At 62.9% G+C, this 26,247-nt stretch carries 22 protein-coding genes; 4 read left to right on the forward strand and 18 right to left on the reverse strand.

Features of this window, described 5'->3' with window-relative positions; all coding sequences use genetic code 11:
* A partial coding sequence (locus FHW79_RS33460; RefSeq protein ID WP_183182482.1) for an SEL1-like repeat protein occupies positions 1–1,925 on the reverse strand: 1,925 nt, incomplete at its 3' end.
* Between the two features lie 575 nt (positions 1,926–2,500).
* On the opposite strand from FHW79_RS33460, the gene FHW79_RS31050 reads away from it, so the two are divergent.
* Both FHW79_RS31050 and FHW79_RS31055 read left to right on the forward strand, forming a co-directional pair.
* Positions 2,501–4,618, forward strand: a complete 2,118-nt coding sequence (locus tag FHW79_RS31050; RefSeq protein WP_183182483.1) for a caspase family protein — start codon at positions 2,501–2,503, stop codon at positions 4,616–4,618.
* Between the two features lie 52 nt (positions 4,619–4,670).
* Entirely contained in the window at positions 4,671–6,353 is a 1,683-nt protein-coding gene (locus tag FHW79_RS31055; protein WP_183182484.1) for a hypothetical protein, read from the forward strand.
* Between the two features lie 232 nt (positions 6,354–6,585).
* Here the strand turns inward: FHW79_RS31055 and traA are convergent, their stop codons facing one another.
* The 10 genes from traA to mobH all read right to left on the reverse strand — a co-directional run bounded on the left by traA (position 6,586) and on the right by mobH (position 17,207).
* Positions 6,586–6,948 carry a TraA family conjugative transfer protein gene (gene traA, locus FHW79_RS31060; RefSeq protein ID WP_247884705.1) on the reverse strand — a complete coding sequence of 121 codons (363 nt, stop codon included), beginning with the start codon at positions 6,946–6,948 and terminating at the stop codon, positions 6,586–6,588.
* 7 nt (positions 6,949–6,955) lie between these two features.
* On the reverse strand, positions 6,956–7,582 hold the full coding sequence (gene traV, locus FHW79_RS31065; protein WP_183182485.1) for a type IV conjugative transfer system lipoprotein TraV: 627 nt from the start codon (positions 7,580–7,582) through the stop codon (positions 6,956–6,958).
* An 88-nt stretch (positions 7,583–7,670) separates the two neighbouring features.
* A complete protein-coding gene (locus tag FHW79_RS31070; RefSeq protein WP_211108569.1) occupies positions 7,671–9,173 on the reverse strand; it encodes a TrbI/VirB10 family protein in 1,503 nt (500 codons plus the stop codon).
* On the reverse strand, positions 9,170–10,360 hold the full coding sequence (locus FHW79_RS31075; RefSeq protein WP_247884707.1) for a type-F conjugative transfer system secretin TraK: 1,191 nt from the start codon (positions 10,358–10,360) through the stop codon (positions 9,170–9,172). Before FHW79_RS31075 ends, FHW79_RS31070 begins: the two co-directional genes overlap by 4 nt.
* On the reverse strand, positions 10,360–11,013 hold the full coding sequence (locus tag FHW79_RS31080; RefSeq protein WP_183182487.1) for a TraE/TraK family type IV conjugative transfer system protein: 654 nt from the start codon (positions 11,011–11,013) through the stop codon (positions 10,360–10,362). Before FHW79_RS31080 ends, FHW79_RS31075 begins: the two co-directional genes overlap by 1 nt.
* A 16-nt stretch (positions 11,014–11,029) precedes the next feature.
* Positions 11,030–11,311, reverse strand: coding sequence for a type IV conjugative transfer system protein TraL (traL, locus tag FHW79_RS31085; RefSeq protein WP_149650969.1), 282 nt, complete (start codon positions 11,309–11,311; stop codon positions 11,030–11,032).
* A 252-nt stretch (positions 11,312–11,563) separates the two neighbouring features.
* A complete protein-coding gene (locus FHW79_RS31090; protein ID WP_149650968.1) occupies positions 11,564–12,223 on the reverse strand; it encodes a DUF4400 domain-containing protein in 660 nt (219 codons plus the stop codon).
* Positions 12,213–12,782, reverse strand: coding sequence for a hypothetical protein (locus FHW79_RS31095; protein WP_183182488.1), 570 nt, complete (start codon positions 12,780–12,782; stop codon positions 12,213–12,215). The genes FHW79_RS31090 and FHW79_RS31095 overlap by 11 nt, the downstream gene beginning before the upstream one ends.
* Before the next feature lie 8 nt (positions 12,783–12,790).
* The gene (gene traD / locus FHW79_RS31100) at positions 12,791–14,563 is read right to left on the reverse strand and encodes a conjugative transfer system coupling protein TraD (protein WP_183182500.1); all 1,773 of its coding nucleotides are present in this window, start codon (positions 14,561–14,563) and stop codon (positions 12,791–12,793) included.
* Between the two features lie 10 nt (positions 14,564–14,573).
* Positions 14,574–17,207, reverse strand: a complete 2,634-nt coding sequence (gene mobH, locus FHW79_RS31105; protein ID WP_183182489.1) for a MobH family relaxase — start codon at positions 17,205–17,207, stop codon at positions 14,574–14,576.
* Between the two features lie 342 nt (positions 17,208–17,549).
* On the opposite strand from mobH, the gene FHW79_RS31110 reads away from it, so the two are divergent.
* Positions 17,550–17,984 carry a hypothetical protein gene (locus FHW79_RS31110; protein WP_183182490.1) on the forward strand — a complete coding sequence of 145 codons (435 nt, stop codon included), beginning with the start codon at positions 17,550–17,552 and terminating at the stop codon, positions 17,982–17,984.
* A gap of 92 nt (positions 17,985–18,076) precedes the next feature.
* Here the strand turns inward: FHW79_RS31110 and FHW79_RS31115 are convergent, their stop codons facing one another.
* A complete protein-coding gene (locus FHW79_RS31115; RefSeq protein ID WP_176025390.1) occupies positions 18,077–19,321 on the reverse strand; it encodes a replication initiation protein in 1,245 nt (414 codons plus the stop codon).
* Positions 19,322–20,963: 1,642 nt separating this feature from the next.
* Between FHW79_RS31115 and FHW79_RS31120 the strand changes: the two genes are divergently transcribed.
* A complete protein-coding gene (locus tag FHW79_RS31120; RefSeq protein WP_183182491.1) occupies positions 20,964–21,797 on the forward strand; it encodes a helix-turn-helix domain-containing protein in 834 nt (277 codons plus the stop codon).
* Between the two features lie 662 nt (positions 21,798–22,459).
* Here FHW79_RS31120 and FHW79_RS31125 read toward each other — a convergent pair.
* From FHW79_RS31125 to FHW79_RS31150, 6 genes are all read right to left on the reverse strand, one after another.
* Positions 22,460–23,512: a competence protein CoiA family protein gene (locus tag FHW79_RS31125; RefSeq protein ID WP_348984326.1), complete on the reverse strand. Its 1,053-nt coding sequence runs from the start codon at positions 23,510–23,512 to the stop codon at positions 22,460–22,462.
* Between the two features lie 1,022 nt (positions 23,513–24,534).
* Positions 24,535–24,795 (reverse strand): hypothetical protein, encoded by a 261-nt coding sequence (locus FHW79_RS31130; protein ID WP_183182493.1) that lies wholly within the window; start codon positions 24,793–24,795, stop codon positions 24,535–24,537.
* A 3-nt stretch (positions 24,796–24,798) separates the two neighbouring features.
* Entirely contained in the window at positions 24,799–25,143 is a 345-nt protein-coding gene (locus FHW79_RS31135; protein WP_183182494.1) for a hypothetical protein, read from the reverse strand.
* Positions 25,144–25,159: 16 nt separating this feature from the next.
* A complete protein-coding gene (locus FHW79_RS31140; RefSeq protein WP_183182495.1) occupies positions 25,160–25,399 on the reverse strand; it encodes a hypothetical protein in 240 nt (79 codons plus the stop codon).
* Between the two features lie 88 nt (positions 25,400–25,487).
* Positions 25,488–25,745 carry a hypothetical protein gene (locus FHW79_RS31145; protein WP_183182496.1) on the reverse strand — a complete coding sequence of 86 codons (258 nt, stop codon included), beginning with the start codon at positions 25,743–25,745 and terminating at the stop codon, positions 25,488–25,490.
* Positions 25,746–25,776: 31 nt separating this feature from the next.
* Positions 25,777–25,959 (reverse strand): hypothetical protein, encoded by a 183-nt coding sequence (locus FHW79_RS31150; protein WP_183182497.1) that lies wholly within the window; start codon positions 25,957–25,959, stop codon positions 25,777–25,779.
* Positions 25,960–26,247 lie beyond the last annotated feature (288 nt).

The following is a 26,247-nucleotide window of genomic DNA, read 5'->3' on the forward strand; positions in this document are numbered from 1 at the left end:
GATGTCCACTTCGGCATCGACCTATCAACCTTGGCGCGGCTGATCGAGGAGGATGCGATTTGACCCCGGATCAACCCGATTTTCCGGAGAGCCGAGTTTCCTTGCTCGGCGGCGATCTTATACCAGCGCACTGCCTCCGCATCGTCCTGCGGTACGCCCCGGCCCTTCTGGTACATCCAGCCGAGCTGGGTTTGCGCCGATGCGTCGCCCTGTTCAGCAGCAAGCCGGTACCAGCGCACCGCCGCCCCGAGGTCAGCAGATATCCCCTCTCCGTTTTCGAACGCGTTGCCAAGAATAAAGGCGACTTGCGATATCCCAAACTCCGCGACACGCTCGAGCGAAGCTAGGCTTCGTTCTCCGGAATGCTTGAAAATTCTACATCTTTCCATAATTTCGTTCAGGCGCAACCGTAGTATGCGTTGCTCCTCGGCAGTAAGAGTTTGCATTCGAGGATCATTATGAGCCTCGATAATTGTCTCCATCGCTGCCTCGAACAGCTCCGCCCTGATTAGGAAGTCGAAAAGCCCTGTCGTCCCCTTGATGAAGTCAGTCTTAATCGCCGCTCGGTACCACCTGAGCGCCTCTACGAAATCTTGGCCGATACCTTTACCCGTACCATACATCCAGCCGAGGTTAGTCTGTGACACAGCGTTGCCCTGCTCGGCGGCAAGCCGGTACCAGCGCACCGCCTCGGCGTCGTCCTGCGGTACGCCCTGGCCCTGCGCATACATCGCGCCGAGGCGGGCCTGCGCAGCGGCGAGGCCCTTCTCTGCAGCCAGCCTGAACCACCGCACCGCCTCCGCATAGTCCGGGACCACCCCCCGGCCCTCCCGGTACATCACGCCTTGATTGAATTGCGCCTCAGCGCTGCCCTGTTCGGCTGCAAGTCTGTACCAGCGCACCGCCTCGGCATCGTCCTGGGGCACGCCCCGACCCTCCGAGTACATCCAGCCGAGGCTGGCCCGCGCGGTGGCATCGCCTTGCTCAGCTGCCAAGCGATACCAGCGCACTGCCTCGGCGTCGTCCTGGGACACGCCGCGGCCCTTCGCATACATCCGGCCAAGGTTGAATTGTGCGGTGGCGTTTCCTTGCTCGGCGGCGAGCCGGTACCAGCGCACCGCCTCCGCATGGTTCTGCGGCACACCCCGGCCCTGCTCGTGCATTCTACCGAAGTTGGTCTGCGCGATAGCGTCGCCCTGCTCGGCGGCAAGCCCGTACCAGCGCACCGCCTCCGCATCATCCTGGGGCACACTCCGGCCATGCTCGGACATCACGCCGAGGTTAATCTGCGCCGATGCGTCGCCCTGCTCGGCGGCAAGCCGGTACCAGCGCACCGCCTCCGCGTCGTCCCGCGGCACGCCCCTGCCTTGATCGTACATCCAGCCGAGGCTCGTCTGCGCCGGAGCATAGCTCTGCTCGGCGGCGAGCCGATACCAGCGCACCGTCTCCGCATCGTCCTGGGACACGCCCCGGCCCTGCTCATACATCTTGCCGAGGTTGTGTTGCGCTACAGTATGGCCGTGCTCGGCCGCGAGCCGGAGCCATCGCACTGCCTCGGCATCATCCCGCAACTTCTCATCCCCGAGATCGCCGTCTAACATATTGCCGAGATTGGTCTGTCCCTCTGGATCTCCCGCTAGAGCAGAACGGCGGGCAGCCTCTAAGGCTTCATCAATCCGCCCAGCCTTCCTCAGTGCCCGGGCCACGTAGGCCAGCAGGCGTGAATTCTCCGGATCAGCGGCGAGCGCAGCCTCACAGAGCTTCACCGCGGCGGCAGCATCCAGGTCGCTCCAGGATACCCCTATACCGGTGACGGGCAGCGCCGCGGCGTCGCGGCAGCTCAGATAAGCGGATGAGGAGCTGGCCAGCGTACCTTCGGCGCCGAGGAGGACAGATCCAATCGCTAAGGCAATGAATGCACGCATGCTCGTGTCCTCCGTCTCTTAGTCGATGCATAAAGCCACCGACGATCAACCGGAAAACGCAAATCTATTTAGAGCCACCACCGAAAAAACCATAGCCGATAACCATGCGAAATCACATCCGTCATTTGGAGTACCAATTAAATCTTCCTAATGACCAAGAAAAGTCAAAGGGTTGTGCCTTACGAGAGAATCGTCGATTCCATCCCCTATGTGATACTGTAACTATATTCATAATTCGCGTAGTTACAAATCTGTGAATATCCACCATTACTTGGATTAAAATGCAACTCTGTTGCGACATTTAACGACGGGTGGCTATCAGGTGCCCCCCGTTCAAGGGCTGGGGTGACACGGCGATACCCAGCGGGAGGAGCCCAATCAGGGGCCGGCAGTTCACGACGGAGGTGATCCTGTGGGCAGTGCGCTGGTACCCTACACGCTCAATATCCACACAGCACGACGGGCGCGCCGAAGAAGCTGGCAAAGCCTCTGATCGTCAAGACCGTCCGGTAGCGTCACGTCCATCCCATGCCCGGCCGTGAATGCGACCGGCCAGTCAGAGGGAGACCACGATCGTGCCGAAACGCTTGTTCACGGTCCAGCGCTTACGCGCCGCCTTTGCCGTTGTCGTCGTGAGTCTGTGCGGGCTCGCCGCGTCTGCCGTTCAGGCTCGGGATATCGCACTCCTCGTCGGCGTGTCGGCGTACCCGTCATTGCCGGAACACCGCCAGCTGAGGGGGCCAGTGAACGATGTGAAGCTGATGCGCACGGCCCTGAGAAAGCTCGGCGTTGAGAACCGGGAGGTCACCGTGCTGGCCGACGGCATCACGGGCGCCGCCCCGCCGACGCGCGCCGCCATCCTCGCGCATCTTGACCAGATCACCGAGCAGGCCGGCAGCGGCGACCGGGTGCTGCTCTACTTTGCCGGTCATGGGTCGCGGCAGCCGGCCAAGCCGGAGGACATCGGCAAGCGCTCGTTCGACGGTTTCGACGCGATTTTTCTGCCGCGGGACGTCGGGCGCTGGGATGGGTCGATTCGCGCGGTGCAGAATGCCATCGTGAGCCACGAGTTCCGGCAGCGCATCGATGCGATCCGCGCGAAAGGAGCGTTCGTCTGGGCGATTTTCGACGCCTGCCACTCGGCATACCTGGCGCGCGGCGACGTGACGGTGCGGTCTGTCGTGGAAACCGAGCTTGGCATCCCACAGACGGAGATCACCGCCGCCCAGGCGCGCGGCATCACCTCGCGAGGGGTTGATACGGCTGCCGTCCCGCTGACACTGGATGGCAACGGCTCGCTGGCGGGCTACGCCGCGTTCTTCGCCGCCCAGTCCACCGAGACCACGCCGGAATACTTGTTGCCGGGTGATGACCCGAAGGCGACCCAGCACGGCCTTTTCACCTTCCATCTCGCCAAGGCGATCCTCAGTGCCCCCGACGCGGCCTTCCGACGGCTCGGGGATCAGGTCCTTCAGCTGTATGCCCAGAGCGGCAGGACGAGCCCGACTCCAGCCTTCGCCGGCCCCGGGCTGGACGAGTCCTGGAGCGGCGACGCGCCGGGCGAGCGGCAATGGCGGCTCGCCCGGCGGGAAGACGGCTCGATCACCATGCCCGCCGGCAGCATGCACCTGATCGGCAAGGGCAGTATTCTGGCCATTCTGCCGACGGCCGTGGGGCGGGATGACGCGGCGGTCGGGTACGTCCAAGTGGTCAGCACCCGGCCGTTCACCAGCACGGTCAAGCCGGTGCGGCGGGCGGGCAAGCCGGAGCTCTCAAGGGCGGCGCTGCACGGCGCCGTCGCGCGGCTCGTGGCGCCAGCCGTGCCGCTGACGGTTCGGGTGAGTAAGCCATCCCTCCCTCTGAACCCCTCGGCGGATCAGCGCCGCATACAACGGATCCTAGACGCCATGAACGCTCCACAGGTCGTGTGGACCGGACCGAGCGAAGTCGATGTCAATGTCCGGCTTCTCTTGGAGGATGGCCGGCTGTGGTTCACACAGACCGACGTCTCTCTTGTCAAGGAGGGGCCGACGGCGGCCGCGTCGGTGGCGATCCAAGGGGATGAGGCATGGGTGCGCAACGAGGTGCAGGCGGTGCTAAGCCGCACCGTCAAGGCGTTGAACGTCCTGCGCGTCGCTGGCGAACTTGAGCGCGGTCCGCTGGACGGTTTGAACCTGGAGGTAAGGCTGAGGCGAGGCGGCGCTGGCCTAGGGGAACCGGTGGCCACGGAGGGGCCGCCGCTGGCCGTCCGCGATGGAGACGAATTCGACATCACAGTTAGGAACACGGGCAGCCGACATGCCGATCTGACCGTCTTGTATCTCGACTCCCGGTACAACATCGGCGCCATGTTTCCCAGGGGGGGAGAGCTCAACCGCCTCGGTCCGGGCACCGGCATGCTGCGGCCGGCCCCGGTCAGGATCGTGACCGCCAGCGGCGACGGAACACCGGGTACGGCAGGGCGTGAGCGCCTTCTGCTCATCGCCGTCGAAGCGCAACCCGACCAGCCGAACCTCGACCTAACGTTCCTTTCCGACCCAGTCCGCCGGGGGTCGCGCGGTGGAGAACGCGACATCGCGATGCTGTTCGAAAACGCTGGGTTCCCATTACCGTCCGTTCGCGGCGGCGTAGTCCCTCTCGTGGAGCGGTCGTGGGTCCGGTTGATCGAACTCGACGTGAAGCCGGGCCAGTAGTCGCCCGACCTTCGTGGCGCCGGTCTCTCTTCCCATGTCGACAGGAGTGGTCATGAAGTCTCGTAACCGCCTCTTCGCCATCGGTTTCGGCAGTGCCGTGTTCGCGTTCACTGCTGGCTGCACCGACCAGACCACACTATCAGAGAGTGCCCGCGCTCCGGAGCCGGCACGGGAGACGGAAGCCGTTGGCCTCGCGGTCCCCGACGTGCCACCGAACGTCGAACCGCTAGGGCCCACCGCAATCGCGCCGTGGCAGGGCGGTCAGTCGCTGGTGCTTGATCCTCCCGCGGCGGCCATTCAGGTGCTCGGTCCGGACGGCATGCCACGCCAGCCGATCAAGCTCACCGGGGTGGCGCAGCCGACCGACATGGTCGTGGAAGCGGGCTTCATCTACGTGCTCGATGCCGCGCTGCGGCGCGTCGTCAAGCTCGACGGCAGTGGTCGCCGGGTCGACGTTCTGGCGGTCCCGGCCACGATCGACCTCAAGCAGGCCAAGCTGTCCGTCCCCGCCGCGGACGACGTGCGGCTGGAACTGGCGGACGGCACGGAGGCACCGCTCACCGTTCAGCGAGGCCCGGATGGCGACCTGCCCGGCGGCGCGAAGCTGGCGACGCCGCACGGGCCGGTGGCTTGGCGTTTCGCCCGGGTGAACGAGCGCACCGGCCGGCTTTCGCTGTCGAATCTGCCGGTGGCGCCAAAGCAGCGAGACATGACCGTGGAAGGCGACGACATCCTATCCGCCGCCGAATTGGTGCACGTTGACAGCAGCCAGCGCCTGTACATCCTGATCGAGGAGTTGCTGAAGGACAGGCCAGTTTACGAGATCCGGATGACCGTCCTGCGCTACGCGCCGGATGGCTCCTACCTCGATGCCGCACCACTGCCGCTGGCCAACGCGAGCCGCCTCCCGAACCGCTTCCTGGCGTTCGCGGCGGATGGCACGACCTCCTTCATCAAAATCGTGAACAAGAAGGCGGTGACGGTGCGGCTGACTTATACGGTCTCCCGCGGCGTCGGCGAGACGGCGGGCTCGGCGGTGCCGGAGCCGATGCTGGATGATCGCGAAACCCCCTTCGAAGCCTATGTGCGCAGCCTTGCACCGGTCGAACGCGGGGCGGCTGGACCGGTGAGCCGCAACGAAATGGAACAGATCGCCCGCAGTCTGCTCGACGAACGCTTCGTCCTGTCGCGAGCGAACTACGGCCGCGACGATACTTCCGTCTGTGCTCCGGCACAGAACAGGATGTGGCTGCGTCCAGCGCGCCTCAACGGCCAGATCGGCGCGACCGTGCAGAGCATTCCGTACAAGTGGGGCGGGCACTCGGACCTGTTCAAAATTCGTGAAGATCTGCGCAATGGGAAATTGGCCGGAGACATTTGCACCTGCCGTGCTCAGATTCATAATTACTGCATAACTCCGCAATCGACTGGACTGGATTGCTCCGGTTTCGTGGCGCAGGTCTGGCGGAGCCCGTATCACGAGACGTCGAGCCTGCACAAAATCTCCAACCTGGTGCCCCGCTGGGAAGATCTCCGGAAGGGAGATATCCTGAACCTAGCCGGCAGCCACGTCCGCGTTTTTCTGTCGCTGCGGACGGATGGCTTCTACCGCGTGAAGACCATGGAGTCGGCGGTGTCCTGCGGTGGCGTGTGCGAGTCCTCGTATCGGCTGGGCGCGCTGATCGGTTACCGCCCGCTCCGCTACCGCGATGTGACGGAGGTGGCTGCCCAATAACGACGGATCGGTGGCCCGACGCAACGACAGGGGAGACAAGAAGCGTCCGTCTGCTTTCGATCCTCGCCGCCGCCGTTCACATCGGGGCAACTGTGGCCTACTGGTTATGAGTCCGGACCCCTAGAGAACCCTCAGCGTTAGCGTTCGCTTGAGCGTCCAGTCAGTAATGAAAAAGGGCGCTCCCGGCGTGGAAGCACCCTTGTCACCCGGCCAGCCGTCCGTCTGGATTGGCTCAGAGGGGAATCACCGCGGTCGCCACAGCTGCCGACGACGTGATCTCCGCGACCTGCACGGGCAGCGTGCCGGTCATGATGGAGTCGATCACGGTCGGCGTGTTGTAGAGGCCCATACCCGAACCGACGCCCAGACCGAGCGGCATCAGGCTCTGGCGCGCGACGCCGCCGACCAAGCCGACGACGACCATGGAGCCGGCGATGATGCGGCCCAGCGTTCCCTGGGTCCAATCGGTCAGCGTCAGCCAGATGTCGTCGAAGGCCGTGCCGCCCGTACCCGCGAGCACATCGCCCGCAGTGAAGGTGATGATCAGCGCCAGCGCCAGCGCAACCTGCGCGTTGGGATGAATGCGATGCTTCATGGTGTGCTTACTTCCCTTGCTTGACGGGGATTGGGGAGGAAATTTGCTCCGCCTTGTCCGCGACTTTGGCGGGCCGGGCCGGGGCGCTATCGTTGGCCGGGGGCTTAGCCTTGGGAGCGGTCGCTTCAAGGGGCCGGAAAGCCGACGGGGAACCTGATGCCGCGTCAGGCAGACCAACCTGCCACTTGCGCGGTTCGACCTCGCTAAAGACGAGGCCGGGCATATGCAGATCACCCTTCGTGTCTTGATACGGGGCAACCCAAACACGCATGACAACGGCAGGAGTGCGAATTGGCACACGGCCATCATCGGTGTAGGCCACGGGCATCGCGCCGTAGCCGACCGGCGCCCCTCCGAGCGCTGCGGGGTCGGTCGCAGCCGCCTTACGCATCGTTTGGACCAGTTCGGACTCCGCCGCAGCCTCGGTCTTTCGCCGGGCCTCCTGGCTCAGCATGGCGCCGCTCACCACGTCACGGCTGTTGGTCAGATCGTAAACCTCACGGGCGCTTTTGCAGGCGACACCCTGCGGCATCCCGGAGCATGAGAATTCACTCTCACCAATGCCGAGACTGGAGCACGCGCCCAAGAGGAGCGGCACCAAACAGGCCATGACTTTCGAGGCTTTTACGCTCATTTCTCGCAACCTTGGTTCGGGCGCAGTTTGGCGCGTCTTTGGATTTTTCGCGCCAGAGAAAGACGGCGGTTTTCAACGTCGTTCTCTATCATTGCCGAGATCCGGTGCTGGTGGTGCCGGTGGCGCCGGCGTTGCCCCCGAAGCCAAACATCGACCCAAGGAGGCCTGAGCCCCCTCCTCCCCCGGAGTTGGGTTGGCCCTGGCCGGGCAGCCGCATATCTTGGAGCGCCTGCTCCTTGCCCTTCTTCTTGAAGGTCAGACTGATGCCACGGGTCGCGATGAGGTCGATCTTGCGACCTGCATCCACCTCGATGATTGGGAAGATGTTGCTCGCCATGTCGAGATAGAATTGCGCAATTTTATCGAGCGCGCTCGAAGCCCCGCCGAATGCCGCGGAGCGGAGCGACTGTTCACCCGCGAACACGTCCGCATATTGGGTTTTGCCCGTGTTGCTGGTCGCCAGGACTGGGACAGGCTTGACATCGAATGCCTTCGAAACGCCGTCCAGGAACCCGGCCATCAACGCGCGGCCGATCACCTGGCCTTGCTTGCTCACGAGGCGTCCACGGACACCGGCCTTGCCATCCTCGCCGACAGCATAGGCCGGAAAGTTCGCTTCGAGTACCTTTCCCTGCTTGGTAACGCACGAAATGACTTCGCCGCGCAGATACGCGCGCTCGGAGGACAGATCACCGAAGCCCGCCGCGAGGAGGAAGCACTCCTTCACGTCCGCCTTCCAGCGGTTCGGCAAAATGGCATCGTGCTTGATGCGCAAGAGAGCCGGGAACGGCTCCCTTCGGGCGTTGTTGCTCGTCGGGGCGTCCATGCCCGTGATGAGGGTTCCGGAGAAGATGGAGCCGGCCGGCAGGTAGTTCTGCGCAGTCTCGTCCTGCATTTCATCCGCTGGAGTATCCGGCACCTCCTCGACCACCACGCGAATGTCGGCGGCAGCCTGCGGAGCGGAGACAGCGGTGTCCGTGCGGTCTGCTGCTGTGCCGCTCGTTGGCTGCACCTGCCCGGAAGGCTGGGCTCCCTTCTCATACATCTCAGCCGGAGTCGGCGGCGCAGCGTGTGGTCGAGAGCCCGCCTGTGTCGCACCCGAAGTCGAACCCGGACGCTTGCCCGGCTCTATGGTGGCACGGTCACTAGCCGACTGGCCGCCCTGCGCTGGTGTGGGAGCCTTGTCCTGGTCCGCCACCTTCTGCTGAAGATCCCCGACGCGCTTCTGCAGTTCCTGAAGCTGCATCTCCGTCGCAGAGCGCTCCGGGTCGGTGGCAGGCGCCGTCTCTCGCTGCTTGCGCTTCAGGTCCTCCTCAAGACGCTCAATCTTCTGCTCCTTCTTGGCCAGGCTGTCCTCAAGGTTTCCGATCCTTGCGGCCATGCTGTCGAGCGTCACCTGCCGGGTGTTCTTGTCGAGCAGGACATTCTCTTGGACCGCTGTTGGATCCTTCCGCGAGGTGCGGGCTTTATCGGACGGCTGGAAAATGGCGACGAGCGTCACCAAGCAAACGGCGATAGCGCCGACAGTCACGACACGTCGGATCGTCGGATTCGTGTTGTGCCAGATCTCATTGATGTTCGGGAGGCTCATCGGACCGCTCCCGCTTTTGTCAACAGCGACGGCCTGCGTGTGTCCGTGTCCGACGGGAGTGTTGGACGACGGACCACGAAGACCTCCGTGGATTGACCGGGGGCAAGAACGTTGTGCGGCCAGTAGGCGACGGCCGCGACGTTGGGGGCGGCGCACCAAGGCTCGGCCAACTCGATGGACGATCCCGATCGGTTTGTGACGACGCCGACGACGACCTGAAGGTGTGACCCTTCCATCACCTGTCCGCCGGCGAACTGGAATGTCAGGTTCACCGGACCCGCGCACTGGGTGGGAGCCTCGCCAGGATCCATGTCGCGCATCTGGTAGCCGCTGGGCACAGTGCCGAGAGCCATGTCGCGCATGATGCCGCGGAGCGTCTCGACGTACGGCTGGCTCTCTTCCCAGCTCTGTGCCTTCTTGTTGCCCATCGCCGCCGCGGCGGAGAACGACGCATTCCAGACCCCGCCACGAGGCATCTCCAGGCGGATTTCGCGCGGGGGGATGCGCCGGGGCACAAGCGCGAGCGGGATCGCTACCGACTCGTCACCCTTGGGCGTGATAAAGATCGTCGCGGGGGATTTGGTGGAAACATAGACGACGTTCCCGGAAATCTTAAACTTGGCATCGCTGGTCGTCATGACCGCCGGCTCGGCGAAGGGTGTGACGATGCGGTTGGCGTGCCCCTCGGCCACCGCCAGCAGTTCCGTCGTGCCGGAGCGGATGGTGATGACAGCCGGTTGTGTCAGCGCCTCCAGATCCTCAGGCGCCCGTGCCACACCAGGAACCACCACGTTGGATGGAACGGTCGGCAGTTCCACGGCGCTGTCCACCTTCGAGGTGGCCGGGACGCCGGTGCGGAGCGAGGCCTGCGTGGAACCGGACGAAGCCGCGGCCGCGGAACGTGGCACGTTCGGGCCCGTGGTCGCAATCGCAGCGTCTTTGGTCGCGGGCGCGGGGAGCGCGACAGTGGGCTGTCCACCGCGTGTCTGGATCTCCTCCTGGATGGCCCGCTGCAGAGTGTCGAGATCGGATTGCGGGGTCGAGGCGTTGGCCTGTCCGTCGTAGGCAGCTTCGATCTCGCTCAGCGGCACGACTGGTACATCGGCGGTTTGCCCGTATGCGCTCTGCTGTCCGATTAGGATGGCGAACGCGCTCACGCCCGCGAGGACGATACGTTGAGGCCGCATCACGGCTTGCTCTCCTGGTTCTTGCGGGCCTTAAGCTCTTCCATCCGCTGGGCTCGTTCTTGAATTTGCCGCCGGCGGTCTGTCTCTTCCTTGGTCTGCGCGGGCCCTTGGTAGTTCGTGACCGAGGTGAGTTGTGGCCGGAAGTCCCTCACCGTCCAGGTGTACTCGTAGGTTGCCTCCTCGCGCTTCTCATCGGCGGCGGGGCCCGACACGACGCGATAGCCGGTGACGAAGTACTTGGCCGTTTCGCGCTCGTAGGTGATTTTCCGTGGGTCGAAGCGCGCGGTGATCCGGTTGTGCTTGATGTCCGCGATGGTGTTCTCGACGGATTTCATGACGCCGTGAAAGATGTCCGGAGACAGGAGCGGCTCCAACCCCTTGCGCACGAAATCCGCATTCGCTGGCGTGATGTTGCCGAGCAGCATGGACGTGGACCAGGACCAGGCTTCCAGATAGTCCTGATTGGCGGCCGAGCGAGAGATCTCAACTGCCTTGCTCAGCTCCGGCGGCGCGATCACCACGGTCTTGTCTTTCACAATGGCGTTGATGGCCAGCAGGAGAGTGACGCCGAGAAGACCGAGATTGGCTGTTCGCTGGAACTTGTTCTCAGCTTTGGCACCGTGCCAGGAAGCCAGGAATTCCTTCAAATGCATCTGTGGGTATCCCGACTTAAGGCTTGTAATGATCGGCAAAAGGATTGCGGATCGTCAGCGCGCTCGTTGGCATCAACCCGATCCAGTACAGGAGATGCTGCAAGTAACCGTCCGGCCGCCCGTCACGGAATCTCTTGTAGACAGATGAAGCGGCAAAGCCGAGCGCGGTCAGAATCAGAACATTCCCAGTGATGATGCCGATGACGTGGAGTAGCACAATGGGCGCCAACTCATCGGTGTTCCACAGTAGAACTGTGGGCGGCTCATCGATTTGTCTCGGAAGCTGTATCGGCTCCATGTGCCAATCCCCTTACAAGTCTGGCACAGTTATGCCCGTTTTCGGGCCGGCTTCGCGCCGTTGAAAGACGCCGGAAATCAACGCTTTTCTCCGTTGCGCGGAACGGTCAAACATGCCTCGTGAGGCACCAACGTTTCCTCCTCTTCCAACGTCGACGCTGGCGAGTTGAGGCCGATATGGCAAAGGGCCGAAGACGACCTCCGGCCCCATCCCGTTCAAACTCGACGCACGCTCCGTAGATTTCGGCCGCGGTCAAATCCGCTTCATGGTGTGGGACGCGACCACCATAATCAGCAGGCTCACGCCAATGAAAAAGAATGGTGCCAGCAACGGCGGGATCGGCACAGGCAAGAGGAGTGCCAGCGGCAGGCCGACCAGCAGGCACTTCACCGCCGCGGCCGCATAGCCGTGGACCAACGGTGACGGATAATCGAACGTGTACTGCTTACGCCGCCAGCTCATCATCCCATCCAGCACCGCCGGGACGAGGAACAGCGGCACAGTGGGAAGCCACAGCACCACAGCGGCAAGCCGCACGAACAGACGCTGGAGCGAGCCGAACAGGGCATCCAGGCCGGCCTTGACCATGGGAAAATAGACGTTCGCCCCCAGAGCCTCCAAGCCGCGGCTCTCCACGATCAGGTCCTGGGTGGGCAGAAAGAACTCGTAGACGTTCCGCTCGGCTCCAGTGTCGCGGAAGATCGTCGCGTAGGCCCGAAAGCCACTTGTTTCGACCCACAGCGTCGCGTTCAGCCCGAGCTCGGCAAGGGACCACTGCCGCTCCACGCGCGTCAGCCAGTCCAGAGCATCCCGCCCCAGCATCGGGGTCAGGATGGCGATCATGACGAACTCGCCGAGAATGAACCAGAGCACCCAACGCGCCCACGTGGCGTTCTGTGACTCAGCCGCCATGTCGGATCTCCATCAAGATTTCACGGTGGGCCTGCGTCAACGCGAAGCCAGCCACGGCGGACGTGATCGCCGCCGACGTTTGGGTGCGATCGCCACTCTGCAGAGTGCAGCGCTCCACCTGATTGCCTCCCGAGCCCAGCCAGATCAGCAGCGGAGCGCCCCTGCTGGGAGCCCACGTCCGATTGTCGCGATCGGTTACGGTCACCCCGGCGAGGACCCGCCCCACCTCCGAAAAGGCGGCGTCGGTGAAGGCCAGAAAGCGCTGATCGTCGCTCTGGAGAAGCGCCGCATTGTAGGCATCGAAGCCCCTGTCCAGAACACGGTGCAGCAATGGGATCGGCCCTCCCCTCCCCTTTGCGGGCGGCGCGGTGAAGGCATCGGTGATGTACTCCGCGAGCCGGCACTGGATCTCCGCACTGCACGGCCAGTCCATCTCAAGCCGCCGAATGACAGCTGTGATGCGTTTGCGCTGAGCGCGGAAGGTGCGCAGCATGTCGAAGGGATCATCGGACGACGGGCGTGCCAGCCCGAGCGTCATGGTGGCTTCCATGGCGAGCATCGCGCCAGCTACTCCTTGAGGATCGGCAAGCGGCCTTTGAGCAGGCGTCCGCCCGAGACTTTGGCGACGTATTCCAGATTGGGGAGCTGGCCCAGTAGCGCCGGGGTGAACAACTCCGCTTCCTCCTCCATGAGACGCTCGCCGGCGTTGCCTCCAAACTGCATGGTTTCGTGACCACCGGTCCCGATGGACGATCCTTGCGTCGTCATGACGTACTTGACCCGCACCGTTGGCAGACCATCAGTGATATAGGTCTGCGTCTCGTTGTCGGTGACGCGCAGCGAGATCAGGTTGTTGATGTTGCCGAGCACCTGGCGGGCCTTGGGCTCGGAGCCCAGTCGCGTTACGAAATCAGCGAAGGTCTGCGTTGCGATGAGCAGTCGGAGCTCGGCGCCGCGGCCCTTATTCAGGATCTGGATCAGCGGGTCGTTGACCACTTCTGCCGCTTCGTCGACGAAGATGTTCACGGGCCGATTGTTGACGCCGTAATTGTAACGGTCGCCGGCCACACTGGCGAGGTCGGCGAGCAGGATCGATCCGATGGCCGAGCCCACCATCGCATCGGTCAGGCTGTCCAGGCCGATGTAGCAGACCTGGCCCAGGTTGATGACGCTCGCCATGTCGGCGATCGGGCGCTCGTCGAAGTCGTCACTGCGGTTTGGCGAAAGCAAGCCACCCATGTGCCCGGACGTGAGCTGCCCGAGGAGCGGAAGCAGCGAGGCGATCATCTTACCGAAGTGGGTGCGGTCGTGCTCAAACATGCTGAGCAGCCCTTCCAAGTCGGTGTTCGGCTTCCGATGATGGACCTTGGCCCGATAATATCGAATGAGGCCCATGGCCCTGCCGTCCTTTGGGTTGGCCAAGAACTGCTTCGCTTCGTCCTCCCACAGGTCGATATGCTTATCGCACCAAATCGTGATCGCACGGATGACGAGATCGTCGAGTCCACCCTCAAGGTGGGCACGAATGTTGACAAGGTTCGGCTGCCGTCCGGTCAGAACCAAGCCCTGCACGACGTTGTTGAGAGCCATCTGCGCGTAGCTCTTGAACGGATCGGCCGGCCCCTCGCCAGGCAGCAGGTTGGCGATGCGGCTCGCCAGCTCTGTTGCGCGTGAAAAATTCTTCATGGGGTCGATGCGGGCGCTCTTTTCCGGGAAACCCGGATGGAACCACACGAACCGCTCCGGTTTCCCCATCGCCGCGCAGGCTCGCCGAGCGTTCTCGCGCAGTTCCCGGTCCCCCTTGGGGTCGATGATAATGACCGCTTCACCCCGCAGGATGGCTTGTGTGACGAGCAAGTCGAACAGGCGCGTCTTGCCTGATCCCGTCGTGCCAACGATAAGCAGATGGCCCTTCGTGTCGTTGATGGGCAGTTGCAAATCTTCTTCGGTCATGGAAACCCCATGAATCCACGGGGCTCCCATCTGTTCGACTTTTGGCAGGATTTTGGATTTGTCGCGCTTGAGTATCTCGTAGCACAATTGAGTGTGCGGCTGATCCCATTCGAAGCCGTTCCCAAGCCAGATGGCTCCGTCCTTCATGTTCGCCTGAAGTTCCTTGATCGAGGCAAACTTGAGGCGCTTTCCCGCGAGACGGGACTTCTTAAGGTGGTGCCGCCACGCCTGATGAGCACGGCGCACCCCCATGCCACCGCCGAGCGCGGCCATCCAGATGAAGGGAGACATGGGCAAACCGGACGCGGCGCCAAGGGTCAAGCACAGTGCTGCGCTCGTTCCCCACCCGGTCGCGGCGACCAGTTCGAAATTTGGGCGCCAGGGCATCTCGTAGGTTTCAACCACCGTTCGTCTCCTGCGCTGTGATCATGTAAACATCATCAGTGAGCTGGACCCCTTTGAGCGCCCCTAAGGCTTTGTGCAGGTGCCAAGTCCCCACGTTGTGCTTACGAGCTACCGCACTCACCACGTCCATTGGCACCTCTCGAAAGGCTCCATGGTCTTTTACACCACTTGGGCAAGGATCAGACCGGGCCCAGGCCAGGAGATAGGAAGCTGCGGATACTGTTTGATCTTCCGCTTCCGGTGTCCGCGGCTCGCTTCCTGTATTTTTCTCAGTCGGAACTTCATTGTTCCTTTCCAGATCATTGGCTGATTTCCTGACCTTTCCTTCATTTGTCGGACCGGCCGTCACCCGTGCAGGACGCGGTACGCTCTGATCCCGCTTGCAACCTTGCTGAGTTGCCCGCGGTGGGGCTTCGATCCTTCGTTCCGTCGTCGAAGGACAACTCCCATCCCCGGCGACAACCTCCACCAGCGCGGCAATATCCGTGCGGATCACCACGCCCCTGATGCCGGCGATTACACGCATCGACGTCGCAGCGTCGGGATGCTCTTTGACCACCCATCCGGCGTCCCTCAGCAGACACGCCAGCTCAACCGGTTGGGCATCAGGTTCGTCAGCCGACAGTTCAAACCGCAGATAGGGCATGAATCCCTCGGGCAGCCTAGCCAGCAGGTGCCCGTCGACCTGGACGATGCGCTCTCCCCAATTGGAGCGGCCGGCGGCAATGTCCTCGGCCATCGCGACAAGCAGACGACCAGCCTTCCCATGGCCAACCAGTTCGTTCCGCGCTTTGGTCACAGCAGCTTGAGCCTTCGGGGTGGATGCGGCTGGCTCCGTGGACGCTGGAGGGGGCGCAACAGCGGCGACCACCGTCGCTGTGGCGGACGACGTCGGCTGGGCAACATCATCGTTGCCCACGCGATCGTCGTCGTCCACGTGCCAGAACTCGTCGTCCTGACGCGGATTGCGATTGACCGACTGTACCGGTTCCTTGCCGGCCGCCGCTATGGGAGTGCTTTTGGTCAGGCCGCCTGCCGACGGCTTGCTCACCGTCACAGCAGGCGCCTTAGGCTTTCCGCTTTGCGCACCAGCAGCCAGGTTAGGCTTGCTCACCACCGCACCGGATGGGATATGGCTGTGCCCTTGGATCGGCTGCACCACGGACACGGCGGGCACAGCCGCGGAAGGATGGGCACCAGCGAGCGTCGTGGCGTTGCCGATCGCCGGCGAAACCGGAGACGGTGGCGTGGGGACCGAGTGTTGGGGCGGGACCGCTGGCGTCGCCAGTGCAGGACTTGGGGGCGCAGCTCCTGTGCTCGAGTTGACGGACGGCCCCACCGGGACTGTCGGATGGGGTTGGGGCTGCGGTGGCGGCGGATCGATCTGCGCCCCGACATAGGGAGGCGGTTCGGAGAAGAGAAGCGACGGAGCTTGGAGCCGCAGCATCAGGAGGCGTACCGGCTGACCGTTAGTGGTCAGGACGTCTGGGCAAACCGGCCAGTACCGGAACACCTGGTTCCCGAGCTTCTTGGACACCGCCAAGTCACGCTCAACCATGATGTCGGCCAACGTATCGGGGTTTCTCGGGATGCCCTGGATGCGGTCGTTCTGCAGCAGCTCGATGATCTCCTCGACCGCCCGCTTCCAGACCACGAAGACACCGTCCGAAATGCCGTCGGACACAACCCAGACCCGCGCCCCCGGTTCGTTGATCTTCCATGTGCCATCGGCCAGCAGGCGCCGCATGGCATCCAGTACAAATTGCTCGACCGGGACGCCGAATCCCGGATCACGGACCTTCCCGTGGCCGGTGGCGATGAGGTCACGCTCGACACTGGCCGCGTCCGCCTTGGTGACAAGGTCGGCCAGGAGGTGCTTCAGTCTTTCCGACCCCGACAGATAGAGCTGCAGGGTCTGGTTGATCTCGGTGCCGCCTTCGTTCAGCCAGTGAATCACCTCCTTGGGGATCAGCCTTTGGGCAATGGAGCCTCCCAGAACGCGGTGTTCATTGCCACGGTTGCGCTTCCATCGCAGGAAGTAACGTTCGATGCCGTGCTTGTTGGCCCACTCACTGATCGTCTCAGAATAGGGGCTCCACATGAGCGAGCCATCGGCATTGACCACCTCGACGTCCGTGATCGGCTTGCCGACGTCGTGGAGCAGGCCGGCAAAGAAGATCGCGGCTTGCCAGCGGATTTCCACGCGCTTGCGCTCCAGGGGGGTGCCCTCCGGCATGAAGATGTGCGCGCCGCTCGACCGCCCCGCTGAAAACGCCACCTCCAGCCCATGCCGGAACGCGCCGCCCGCCCCCTTGTGATGATGATGCTCGGACGACGGCAGGAGGTGAATATACGCGGCGAAGCGCTCGATCATCGGCAGGATGATCCGGTCGTAATCCTCATCCGGGAACGAGAACGTCTGCCTGATCTTGACGAGCATTTCCGGCTGCCGACGCATCAGGCGCTCGGTGCTGTAGACCGGCAGCCCCTTCTCGTAGGGAGGGTAGCGCGGCACCTCCTCATCCACGTCGATTTCCGGCTTCGACACGAGCGGTGCATGGACGTAGTAGCCCGGGAAGGCCCAGCGGCGCGCTTTGTCTGATAGGTCTGAAATCCACTTCTTCATGGGGAATCTCTACCAAACTCGTCCGCTGTTTCTCGCCACCGAAAGACGCTGAAAAACGTCGCCTTTCGGCGGCGCGCGGTCAGGCTGCTAGCCGCTACTCTCCGGCTTGCTTCCGAGGCGATTCAATACTGAGAGGTTCCAGTGCGCCTAACCATCTACGCATCCATCCTGCTTGTGGGGACCGTGCTTGCGGGTTGCGCTGAGACGACCGCGCAGGCCCCCTTGCTGCCTTCCGCAGGGGCCGAAACAACGCCTCCGCGTTATGAGGCTCGCGTTGGTTGGGTCGGAGCGCGCAGAGGAGGAGCGGCCGTTCGTGGCGAGGGCTACCAGCACGTCATTGCCATGGATGCGGCCTACACGGTGGCTCCGCTCGGCGCAAACCTGAGCAACACGGCTCCCTCTACCGGGTCCGAGTTGGACATCAACAGCGTCCTGTCGAGGCTGAAGGAGGCCGAGGCCGAGGCCGCGGCGAACGGCGCTAAGACGAGCATCCAGCGCGAAGCACTGCCCGCGCCATCCGCCATGCCGATCAAGCTCTCGGCGGGCCGGTCGGGCGCGGAACCGCCGGCCAGCCGGACCGTCGACACGCAACGCTCCGCGTGGACAAAGTTCTGCGAAGGCCGTCGCCTGAGCGCCGAGGACTGGACCGTAATTCACAACACGAGCGGGCCGCCGACGAACACCTTGGAAGAGACGCGCCGCAGAGGATGTGCCGCGCTGCGCAACGACTTCATACCAGCGGCTGGTCGTTCGACTACGACGAAGGCCGAGGGGTAGGCAGCCGCACCGAAATCCGGGGAGAGCCGCCACTCCGGTCTCCCCAGCACCGGATTTGAAATGCAGATTGCGCGCTGTGCAACGACACCCGGTCAGACCGGATTGGCTTTCAGAAATTCGTCCTGGATGAGCGGGACCCAGAGGTAGAAGTCAGCGCAGTCCAGAGAGACCGTCGGCATTTTCCTGCTTGGGTACTTGTCCCCATGTTTGCTTTTCGCAAGGGTCAGCCAAAGTTGGCGTTGCCTGGCGACCATCCCACCCAACGCGAACATGACACGGTACACCGGCTGGTCGAGGTCCCGGCTGAACGCTGCTGACCACACCGAGGCGTCACCCTCGCTGGCCTCCGCCGCAAGATCTCCGAACACGGTGTTCAGCCAACGTTCGAATATCCTGGGCGGGCGCTCCGTCCTGATCCGATGTCGGACACACCAGTTGGCCCACAGGTCGATCAGCTCATCAATGGGAGCCCCTGGAAACTGTTCCCGGTAGCGGCTCCGCACCCGATTCCCCAGCTTCCCAGCCACCGTCGCCGGGGGAGGCATACTCACGTCGGCAGCCGGCAGGTTAAACACGAACTGGCCGGTGGGTTCCTCCAAGAAGGTTTCGGTTTCAGCCGGCGGCAATGCCGACGCCGGTCCTTCGAAAATAAAGCGGATGTGCGTGCGCTTCTTGGTCCGCTCCTGCAGCACGAGCTCGTAGCGGATGTTGAACGCAGCGTGCTCATTGATTTCATCAACGGCGACCCTCAACACCCGACGTTCAAAGGCCGCCCATTTGTCGTAGCTCTCGGCGGCAGCGTTCAGCACCTGCCTCAGATCTCCAACGGAGACGGTCCAAGAGAGGGTTTCACGGTCGGTGTTAGCGCACAGAAGCTGATAAAGCCGGTGACTGTAACCCGACGTCAGCTTTGCGAGAACCTTGAGCTGAACAAGGAACCTCTCCCCCTTCATGGAGAGGAGTTTTTCCACCTCGGGGCTAAAGCGCCAGTATATCACGCCTTGGCTCTCCGGGACTTCCGAGAGCGTGATCAGGGAGATGTTACGGTGACGAAGAGTGGCATCCCCCGGAGCAAAATACCCGATTGTGATGACCGAGCTCTGAAGGTTCTTGGCGGCGGTCAGAATTCGGGTGTTGCTCTTGTGGCTTTCCCACCCCATCGCTCGCTTAACGTCGGTCGCCAGGGCGGAATAGATGCGCGTTCCAGGCGGCATAACACCAGTCACCGCGTCGCTCAGCACCGTATCGGACGCATGGGCCAGCATGGCATCGAGGAGCTTGCGATCCACCACCGACAAATCGGGGTCCAAGACCTCGATCAGCTCGCGGACTTTCAAGAAGCTGGGATCGCCGTGGAGCCAATTGGAAACAGCCAGCGGACTCCGCCTCGGGCTGTTGACCGTGTGCGCGCCCCTCTGGACACGCAGCTCAGCCGAAGTCCCCTCCGCTCCCGCGGCTGACGCTACAGCTTTGGTTCCCCGCTCCATGACCCTTCAAGTGTTGTTCGTGCCGGCGCAGCCATAGTGACGCCCCGGAGGCTGTAATGGCAACCGGCTTACGACGGCTCATACGGCTTGGGTGACGCATCAGAGGGCATAATGGCGGCGCTCGAACAGCCGTTATGCCCTCCGGCACGTCATGGTGACGCAGAGGGGGCTATAAAGGTGTGAGTCCAGCGCGAGCCAAGATCGCCTCCAACCCGTCACAGTGACGGGTTGGAGGCGATCCTGAAGGACGGACGGCGCCATCATAGCCCCCGGTACGTCACGGTGAACGATAGAGGGCCATCACAGCCGGCAACCCAGCGGCCACGACCCGTCAGCAACTGCGATCACGCTGAGCCGTGACTGGCGCGCCAAGATACCCTCCGGCACGTCGCTGTGACGTGTTCGGGGCTATGATGGCAAACACGAGTCGCGCCAAGATAGCCTCCGCGACGTCACGGTGTCGTGTCCGCGGCCATGAAGGCATATCGGGCAACGTCGCCACGCCATTATGGCCCCCGACACGTCATAGTGACGCGCTGGAGGCTATCTTGGCTCCCAAACGGATCGCCGATGCTGGCAGCCACCCCTCAGGCGGCGCTTCCCTGCGCGCAACTCCAGGACACCTCCTCAATCAGTCCCAAATTTCATCGGGCCAGGCTTGGGTTTCCAAGGCTGCCGTCTGACCGCGACGATACACGCCAAGAATGCCCCGCGATACGGGGTAAAGACGTTGAAAATCGTCGTCTTTCTCGGGTGCCGGCACCATTGCCAAGATCAGATTCCTGCGCCGCTCCATCCGTTAGCCCCCTTCAAAAGCGACGCCCCGGACGACTCCAACGACGAGATGCAGGAAGTGTAAGCGTCCAAACGTGCCGCCTTGGCCTCGAATCCGTTGCCTCGACTGCGATTTCAAGTTCGCACAGGGCGCCGCCGTTACGGCCTCCGATCCGTCACCCTGCCAGGGCAATGGGCTGGATGCCTTGAAAGCTCGCCATCATAGCCCCCTATGCGTCACCTCGTCGTTGGCCGAGAGCGCAGCGGCCGGATAAGAGCAGGAGTGACGCAGCGTGGGGTATAATGGCGTCACAACCCGACTTCACCTCGACAATTGCCGCGATTCGCCAGGGGGTGACGCCGCGTGGAGCATACTGGGCCGTGTCAATCGGGCCATCATGCTCCACGCGGCGTCACCGTGACGTACCGTGGAATATTCTGGCGAGCGGCCATCCACCTTTATGCTCCACGCGGCGTCACGGTGACGGATCGGAGGCCATAATGGCTGATCCGACACGCTCCGTTCTGTGTGAATCGTAGACTGCCATTCAGTCCGAAAGGAAGTCGCCGCGATGATCGTCCAGACGTAGCGCTAGGCTCCCACGTGGAGCCGTGCATGAACGACAGAATAAGAGGTCCGACGATACCACTCACCTAAGCTCTTAGAGTTTGGGAACGTTTGCGTATTGCCGATCTTCTACAGAATTGGAGCGACTGCATGGGACAAGATTCCAAGCAGAGGGTCGGGCTTTTGCCCGCGCATTACCTCGAGCATCCCGATGTTGGAGTGCTCGAACTGAGCGTTCTCTCGGTCCTGAGTATCCACTCGGACCGCACTGGCTTGTCCTGGCCATCGCAGACGACAATCGCAACCAAGCTGAAGATCAACCGTTCAACGGTGAACACCGTGCTCGCGAAGCTCGTCGGCCTGGGATTGGTCGTGAAGGGCCGCCATCCGAATCCGAAGATCCGCGTCTGCACCTACCAGCTCCCCGGGCACGGCGCGCTGCTGGATGGCTTGTTAGGCAGCCCGCACGACGCTGTTGACGAGGCGCCAGTCACTGTTGCCGACGACGACACAGAACACCCCGAACAACATCAAGAATCTCTCTCTTCTGAGCGCACCAGTGCGCCGCAGAGAGATACCGATGCGGACGACGATGGCACCCCGAACCCAGCCGCGGCAGAGCCACCAGCTCCGCTCGACGACACTTGGGCACCTTCGCAGATCGACCTGACGTTTGCCGCCACGGCCCGCCCCGATCTCTCATCCGAGGACGTGGCCTTCGTGGTCCGAAAGTTTGTCCGCCACTACCGCAGCCAGCCCCTCCCCGACCCCTCTTCCATTTTCCGCTCCTGGATCAGGAAGGAGATCAAGCACCATGACCGTACCGCCAATCACGCTTCCCACCGCTCCGCGTCCGGCCACGACACCGGCAGGCGATCGGCGCGGCGAAGTGGTGGCGTTCAACCGTCCGCCGGCCAAGCCCGCTTTGACGCCTGGGCTCGAGCGGCTCTTGCGCGCCGAGCAGATTTTGCTCACGTCGGCTGAACCGGCCGATCCGAAGGACGCTGTCCGGTACCGGTCGGAGTTTCTCGGCACCGCGGAGAAGCCCTGGCGGGCCAAGCCAATTCCGGCGGCCGATCGCACAGCCGCTGAAGAGGCTCTGGCGGCCTTCGACGGATACCTGCAGCCGCAGGATTGGCAGTCCAACGCCCGGGCCATGCGCGCCATCGCCGTGCTGCTCTCCTACTATCGCCAGTCGGACCGGGCACCGGAGCTGGAAGAGGACATTGCAGAGCAATGGGGCCAGGACATCGAAGAGTATCCGCTCTGGGCTGTGGAGGAAGCGTGCCGTATCTGGCGCCGAACCCCCGCCAACCGGCGCTCGCCCTACCCCGGTGAGGTTCGGGCCATCTGCGAGAAGCTGGTTGCCGAAGCCCGTCAGCAGCGCGACCGTTTGCGCCGGTGTCTGGAGATGCCACCGCTTCTCGCCGCCCCACGGCCTTTGACGAATGCGGAACGCGCCGCCCTGGAGGAGCGCCGGCGTGTGGAGCGGGCCGCCGAAATCGCTCGCTTCGATGCGATGAAGGCCCGACTGGTGGCGGAAGGAAAATGGCCGGGCAGTGTCGCCGCTGCTGGTCCCGCGCCTTCGTCGGACACGGACGCTGCTGATGCACCAGTAGACGGCACAATCAGACCCCAGCGCTCCACTATGGCCAATCCATCACCGGTCCATCCGGCCAATCCCAACGCGGTCGAACCCGTTCCCGCAGTGACCATTCTCTGCCCTCCTGCAACGTCCAGCACCGCTGACGCAGAGGATCCAGCAGGTCCTGGCTCAACCGATGCAGCGATTGCGGCGCATCGCACGTCGGACAGTATGCTTGGAGATCGGGCTGTGCCTCCTTGCGCCGCGGCGGCCGCAACACGGTCAGGTCGGGAACGGTCCGCAGCAACATCGGCACAACCTGCCGGTAAGCCGTATGGATTTTTGGAACCTTCGCCAGATCCTTGGCCAACAGCCATCCCTTGGGTGCAAGCACGCCAGCAGGCGCGTTCACAAAGCTCACGAGCAGGATTTGGTGCTGAAAGCATCTCCAGCACGTCGAGGGGGAGCCAACCACTGACAGTGATAGCGTGTGCGAGGGCGGTTCGCGAAGAACCACGCGCCGGGTCAGCAACGAGGTCACGAAGTCGCTGATGGAAGTGGGCTCACCGTCGCCGCGGTCTACCCATGGGTCCAGGATGCCATCGCGCAAGGACACCAAGCGGAACAGCGGCAGATCGCGATTGGGCTCATAGTCGGGCAGTCGGAATCCGACCAGCCACGCACCACGAACGGCTTCGGCTGCATAGGCCGCTTGCCGGCGCTCGATCTCGTCCAACGGGCAGCGTGACATCTGGATCTCGAGGGCAACGCTCCAGCCACGCGCTGGGTGTCGTATCAGCACATCTGCGCGCCAGCGGCCATCTGGTCCGCAGGCTTCCGTCGTTACGTCCAATCCAAGGTTCTCCGCGGCGCGAGCAGCGAGCGTCTTCGCCACTATGTGTTCGGGCGACTCCCGATGGTCGCAGACGATACCGGGAGCGTGCCGGTAGAACCTCCACCCCCGCGAGGAGACCACAGGGACGACAGCGTTGGAGCAGCAGCTCGCGGTCAGCCTCAGCTCCCGGTACTCGGCCTTAAGCGCGTCCCATTCCGCGTTGGTCATGGACCAAGACGGGAAGCGAACGCCAGACGCGGAAAAGGCGAGGAGCGGCATAGCCGCGAACTCTACTCCGGAGACGCGGTATTGGCCAAAGGAAAGACCATCGCAGGGAGGAGAGCCGCGGCGCCATCAACAAGGGAATGCGCCAACTGCGCACGGTGTGACGCTCGGGGCTGCCATCTTCCGGGTGCAAACCCGACCTCCGCCGGCGCGGTTGGCTTGATAGGAACGTGGACATTGCCCTTGAAGCGTTGCACTGCATGGTCGCTGAGCTCAATCTCAGGGGCGTCGACCATTGCGATCCTCACGGGCTCCGCCGGCCTCCGTGGTTGGGGTACCTGGTGGCAAACGGTTTGGCGGGCGACGCTGACAACGACTTCAGCGGGGGCGACGTCAGAACCGGCGAGACGTCCCATGATGGCGAGCCTGAACTCCCGCCCACACGTTGAAGAACGCGACCGTCCCTGGTCAGCACGTGACGCACACCGTCAAACTCGAAGCTGAGATTTCCGGAGCCGGTCCGTCGCACCTGGACGCTTACCGGAGCCTTCCGGAACTTATGACTTAGCGTTATGACAATCACCTGTGATCCCCATGGTTCATGCATTCACTCGGGCTATCTGCGGCGCGAGGGATTTGCGAGCACCGTGCCCCTTGGGCATGGCGTTGATCCGCACGCGCGACCGGGCTTGGGAGGTGTCCAGAGCTGTGCGAAGCTCGGTGATGTGCGAGTCTTTCCACAGTGGCGCGTGTCTTCTCCTATGTGTACCCCCGGCAGGCGCTGGTGATCTCGGTGAGGCTGGCAGGGTCTGTATTCGCTGGACGAACAAGAAGCCAAACCTGCAGCCTGCTGTCGTGAGCCGGCCAGTCAACGATGTCGATGCCGACAGGCTTGACCAGTGCCCACAGCCCGCTTGCGACCGGATAGAGGCAATCCGGCTTGGGCGCATCGCCGATAGCTCCCGCCACCAAATTAAGCACGTGCTGGCGGCTCCAGCATTCCGGCATGCTAGCGGCTTTGCTATAGGGCTGGGCGGCGAGGTGCCGATGCGCTGCCTCGAGGTCGGGATCGCTTATCAGGATTTGCCGGTCTGCCACTGTTGTGGGTCCTCTTCATAGCTGACCACCTCGGCCGTCGGCACGCGCTGCCGGTCACCAATGAGGTCCGGCACGCCAGCGCCGACCTGGTGGAATAACAACGCCTCCACGGCCTGGCTGCCGTCCCGGCGCGCAGTCAGCACGCGGGCGCGGATCTCGGCGCCGCCAGCGGCACGGTAGATGATGAACTTTGCGATGCTGGCGCACTCCTCTCTCTCGTGGTGCCGGTCGAGATTCACGACTTATCCGAAGATGATTGAACCGAGCATCAACAGCCCCAGACAGAGCGCGGAGACGGTTACTCCAACTCTGAGGATCAGGTCCGGATGGCCCGTGGTCCATCGCCGAATAGCAGGTGCAGTACGTAGACCGATGGCGATGAGCAGCAGACCGACGGCAAGCGCGCCTAGACCGCGGAACGCAACACCGGCACTGATGCCCGTGATGGAGAAGCCAACCGCCACTCCTATGAGAACGGAAAATCCAATGAAAACCATCCCCCAGGTGGCATAAGCTGAGTACAGCCTAACAAGTAGCTGGCGGCCATCCTTAGCCAGGGTCTTGTAGTTCACACTCTCGGCAAGCATCGGGAAATCCTCGTTCTCAAGCCCTGGTTGGCTTGCGGGTGAAAGCCTTCACCACCCGATCGAGGATGCTGGGCTTGTAACCGGTGGCGACCCGCATTTCCTCGGCGTGCTCCTCGATCGCCGACACGCCGGAACGAGGTACGCGAACCGTCACCGTTACAAGTTCGTTTAGATCGTGCGGCTTCGCCGCGCCTCCCCGAATTGCACCGGCCACCAACTCAGCGCCGACTGTGCCGGCGATCACGTCCAGAACCACAAGTGCACCTCTTTCGGTTGGTTATGTCTTTTACCGCCTCAAGCCCCGCCGTCCGGAAACGCGCGGGGCTGGAATGGTGAAGGTTCGTTCATGCGCCGGGCTGGGCACCGTTAAGGCAGTGTTTGGCGTCGGCGCTGACCATGAGCCGGTAGGCATAGCGGATGGAAGCGATGACAACAGCGGCTGCCAGCAGGCGCCACATGCCCAGGCCGATCCCTTCGAGGGTAGGCGTGGGGAGCAAGTCGGGGCGGAGCAAGGCCACACTGCCGAAGAAGAGGGCGAGCAGCACATAGCTGGAGAAAGTGCGACAGTAAATCGCGCGGACATGAATGATAAGCCACTTCATAGCATTTTGTCTTTCTGCGCCCCATAGGCGCTCATTTTTGCGCTTGGGGCGCCTTGATTGTGTCGAGATCGGCACGGTAGAAGGCCATGCCCTGTCGGTTAAACTTCACCGATCTATTACGGATGCGATGGGCAGTACCAACGACCCCAAACTGCCCGAAAAGGCCGATTACGGAGTCGATGACGCGCAGCGGGAAGAGGATGAAATCGGCCATATCGGATGCCCTCCTTGTCACTCCCCTATTACCAAAACAGCCTGTCTTCCCACGCGCGCTCATACCCACCCCTGTACTCACGAAAATGAGCAAAGCTCTGATGCTGGATGGCCATATTGTGAATTACATCTATCCCATCATCGACAACAGGCGCGTGCCCTACCGATCCAATCGGCCATCGATATTCAATAAGGGCTCTCCGGAAAATCGGGTTGATGGGCAGCCGCCGTCATGGCATTGTTAAATCGGATTTTTAGGTTGATCCCATAGAGGAGCGCCGCGCCATGA

It is taken from the genome of Azospirillum sp. OGB3, assembly GCF_014192915.1.
GTDB lineage: Bacteria > Pseudomonadota > Alphaproteobacteria > Azospirillales > Azospirillaceae > Azospirillum.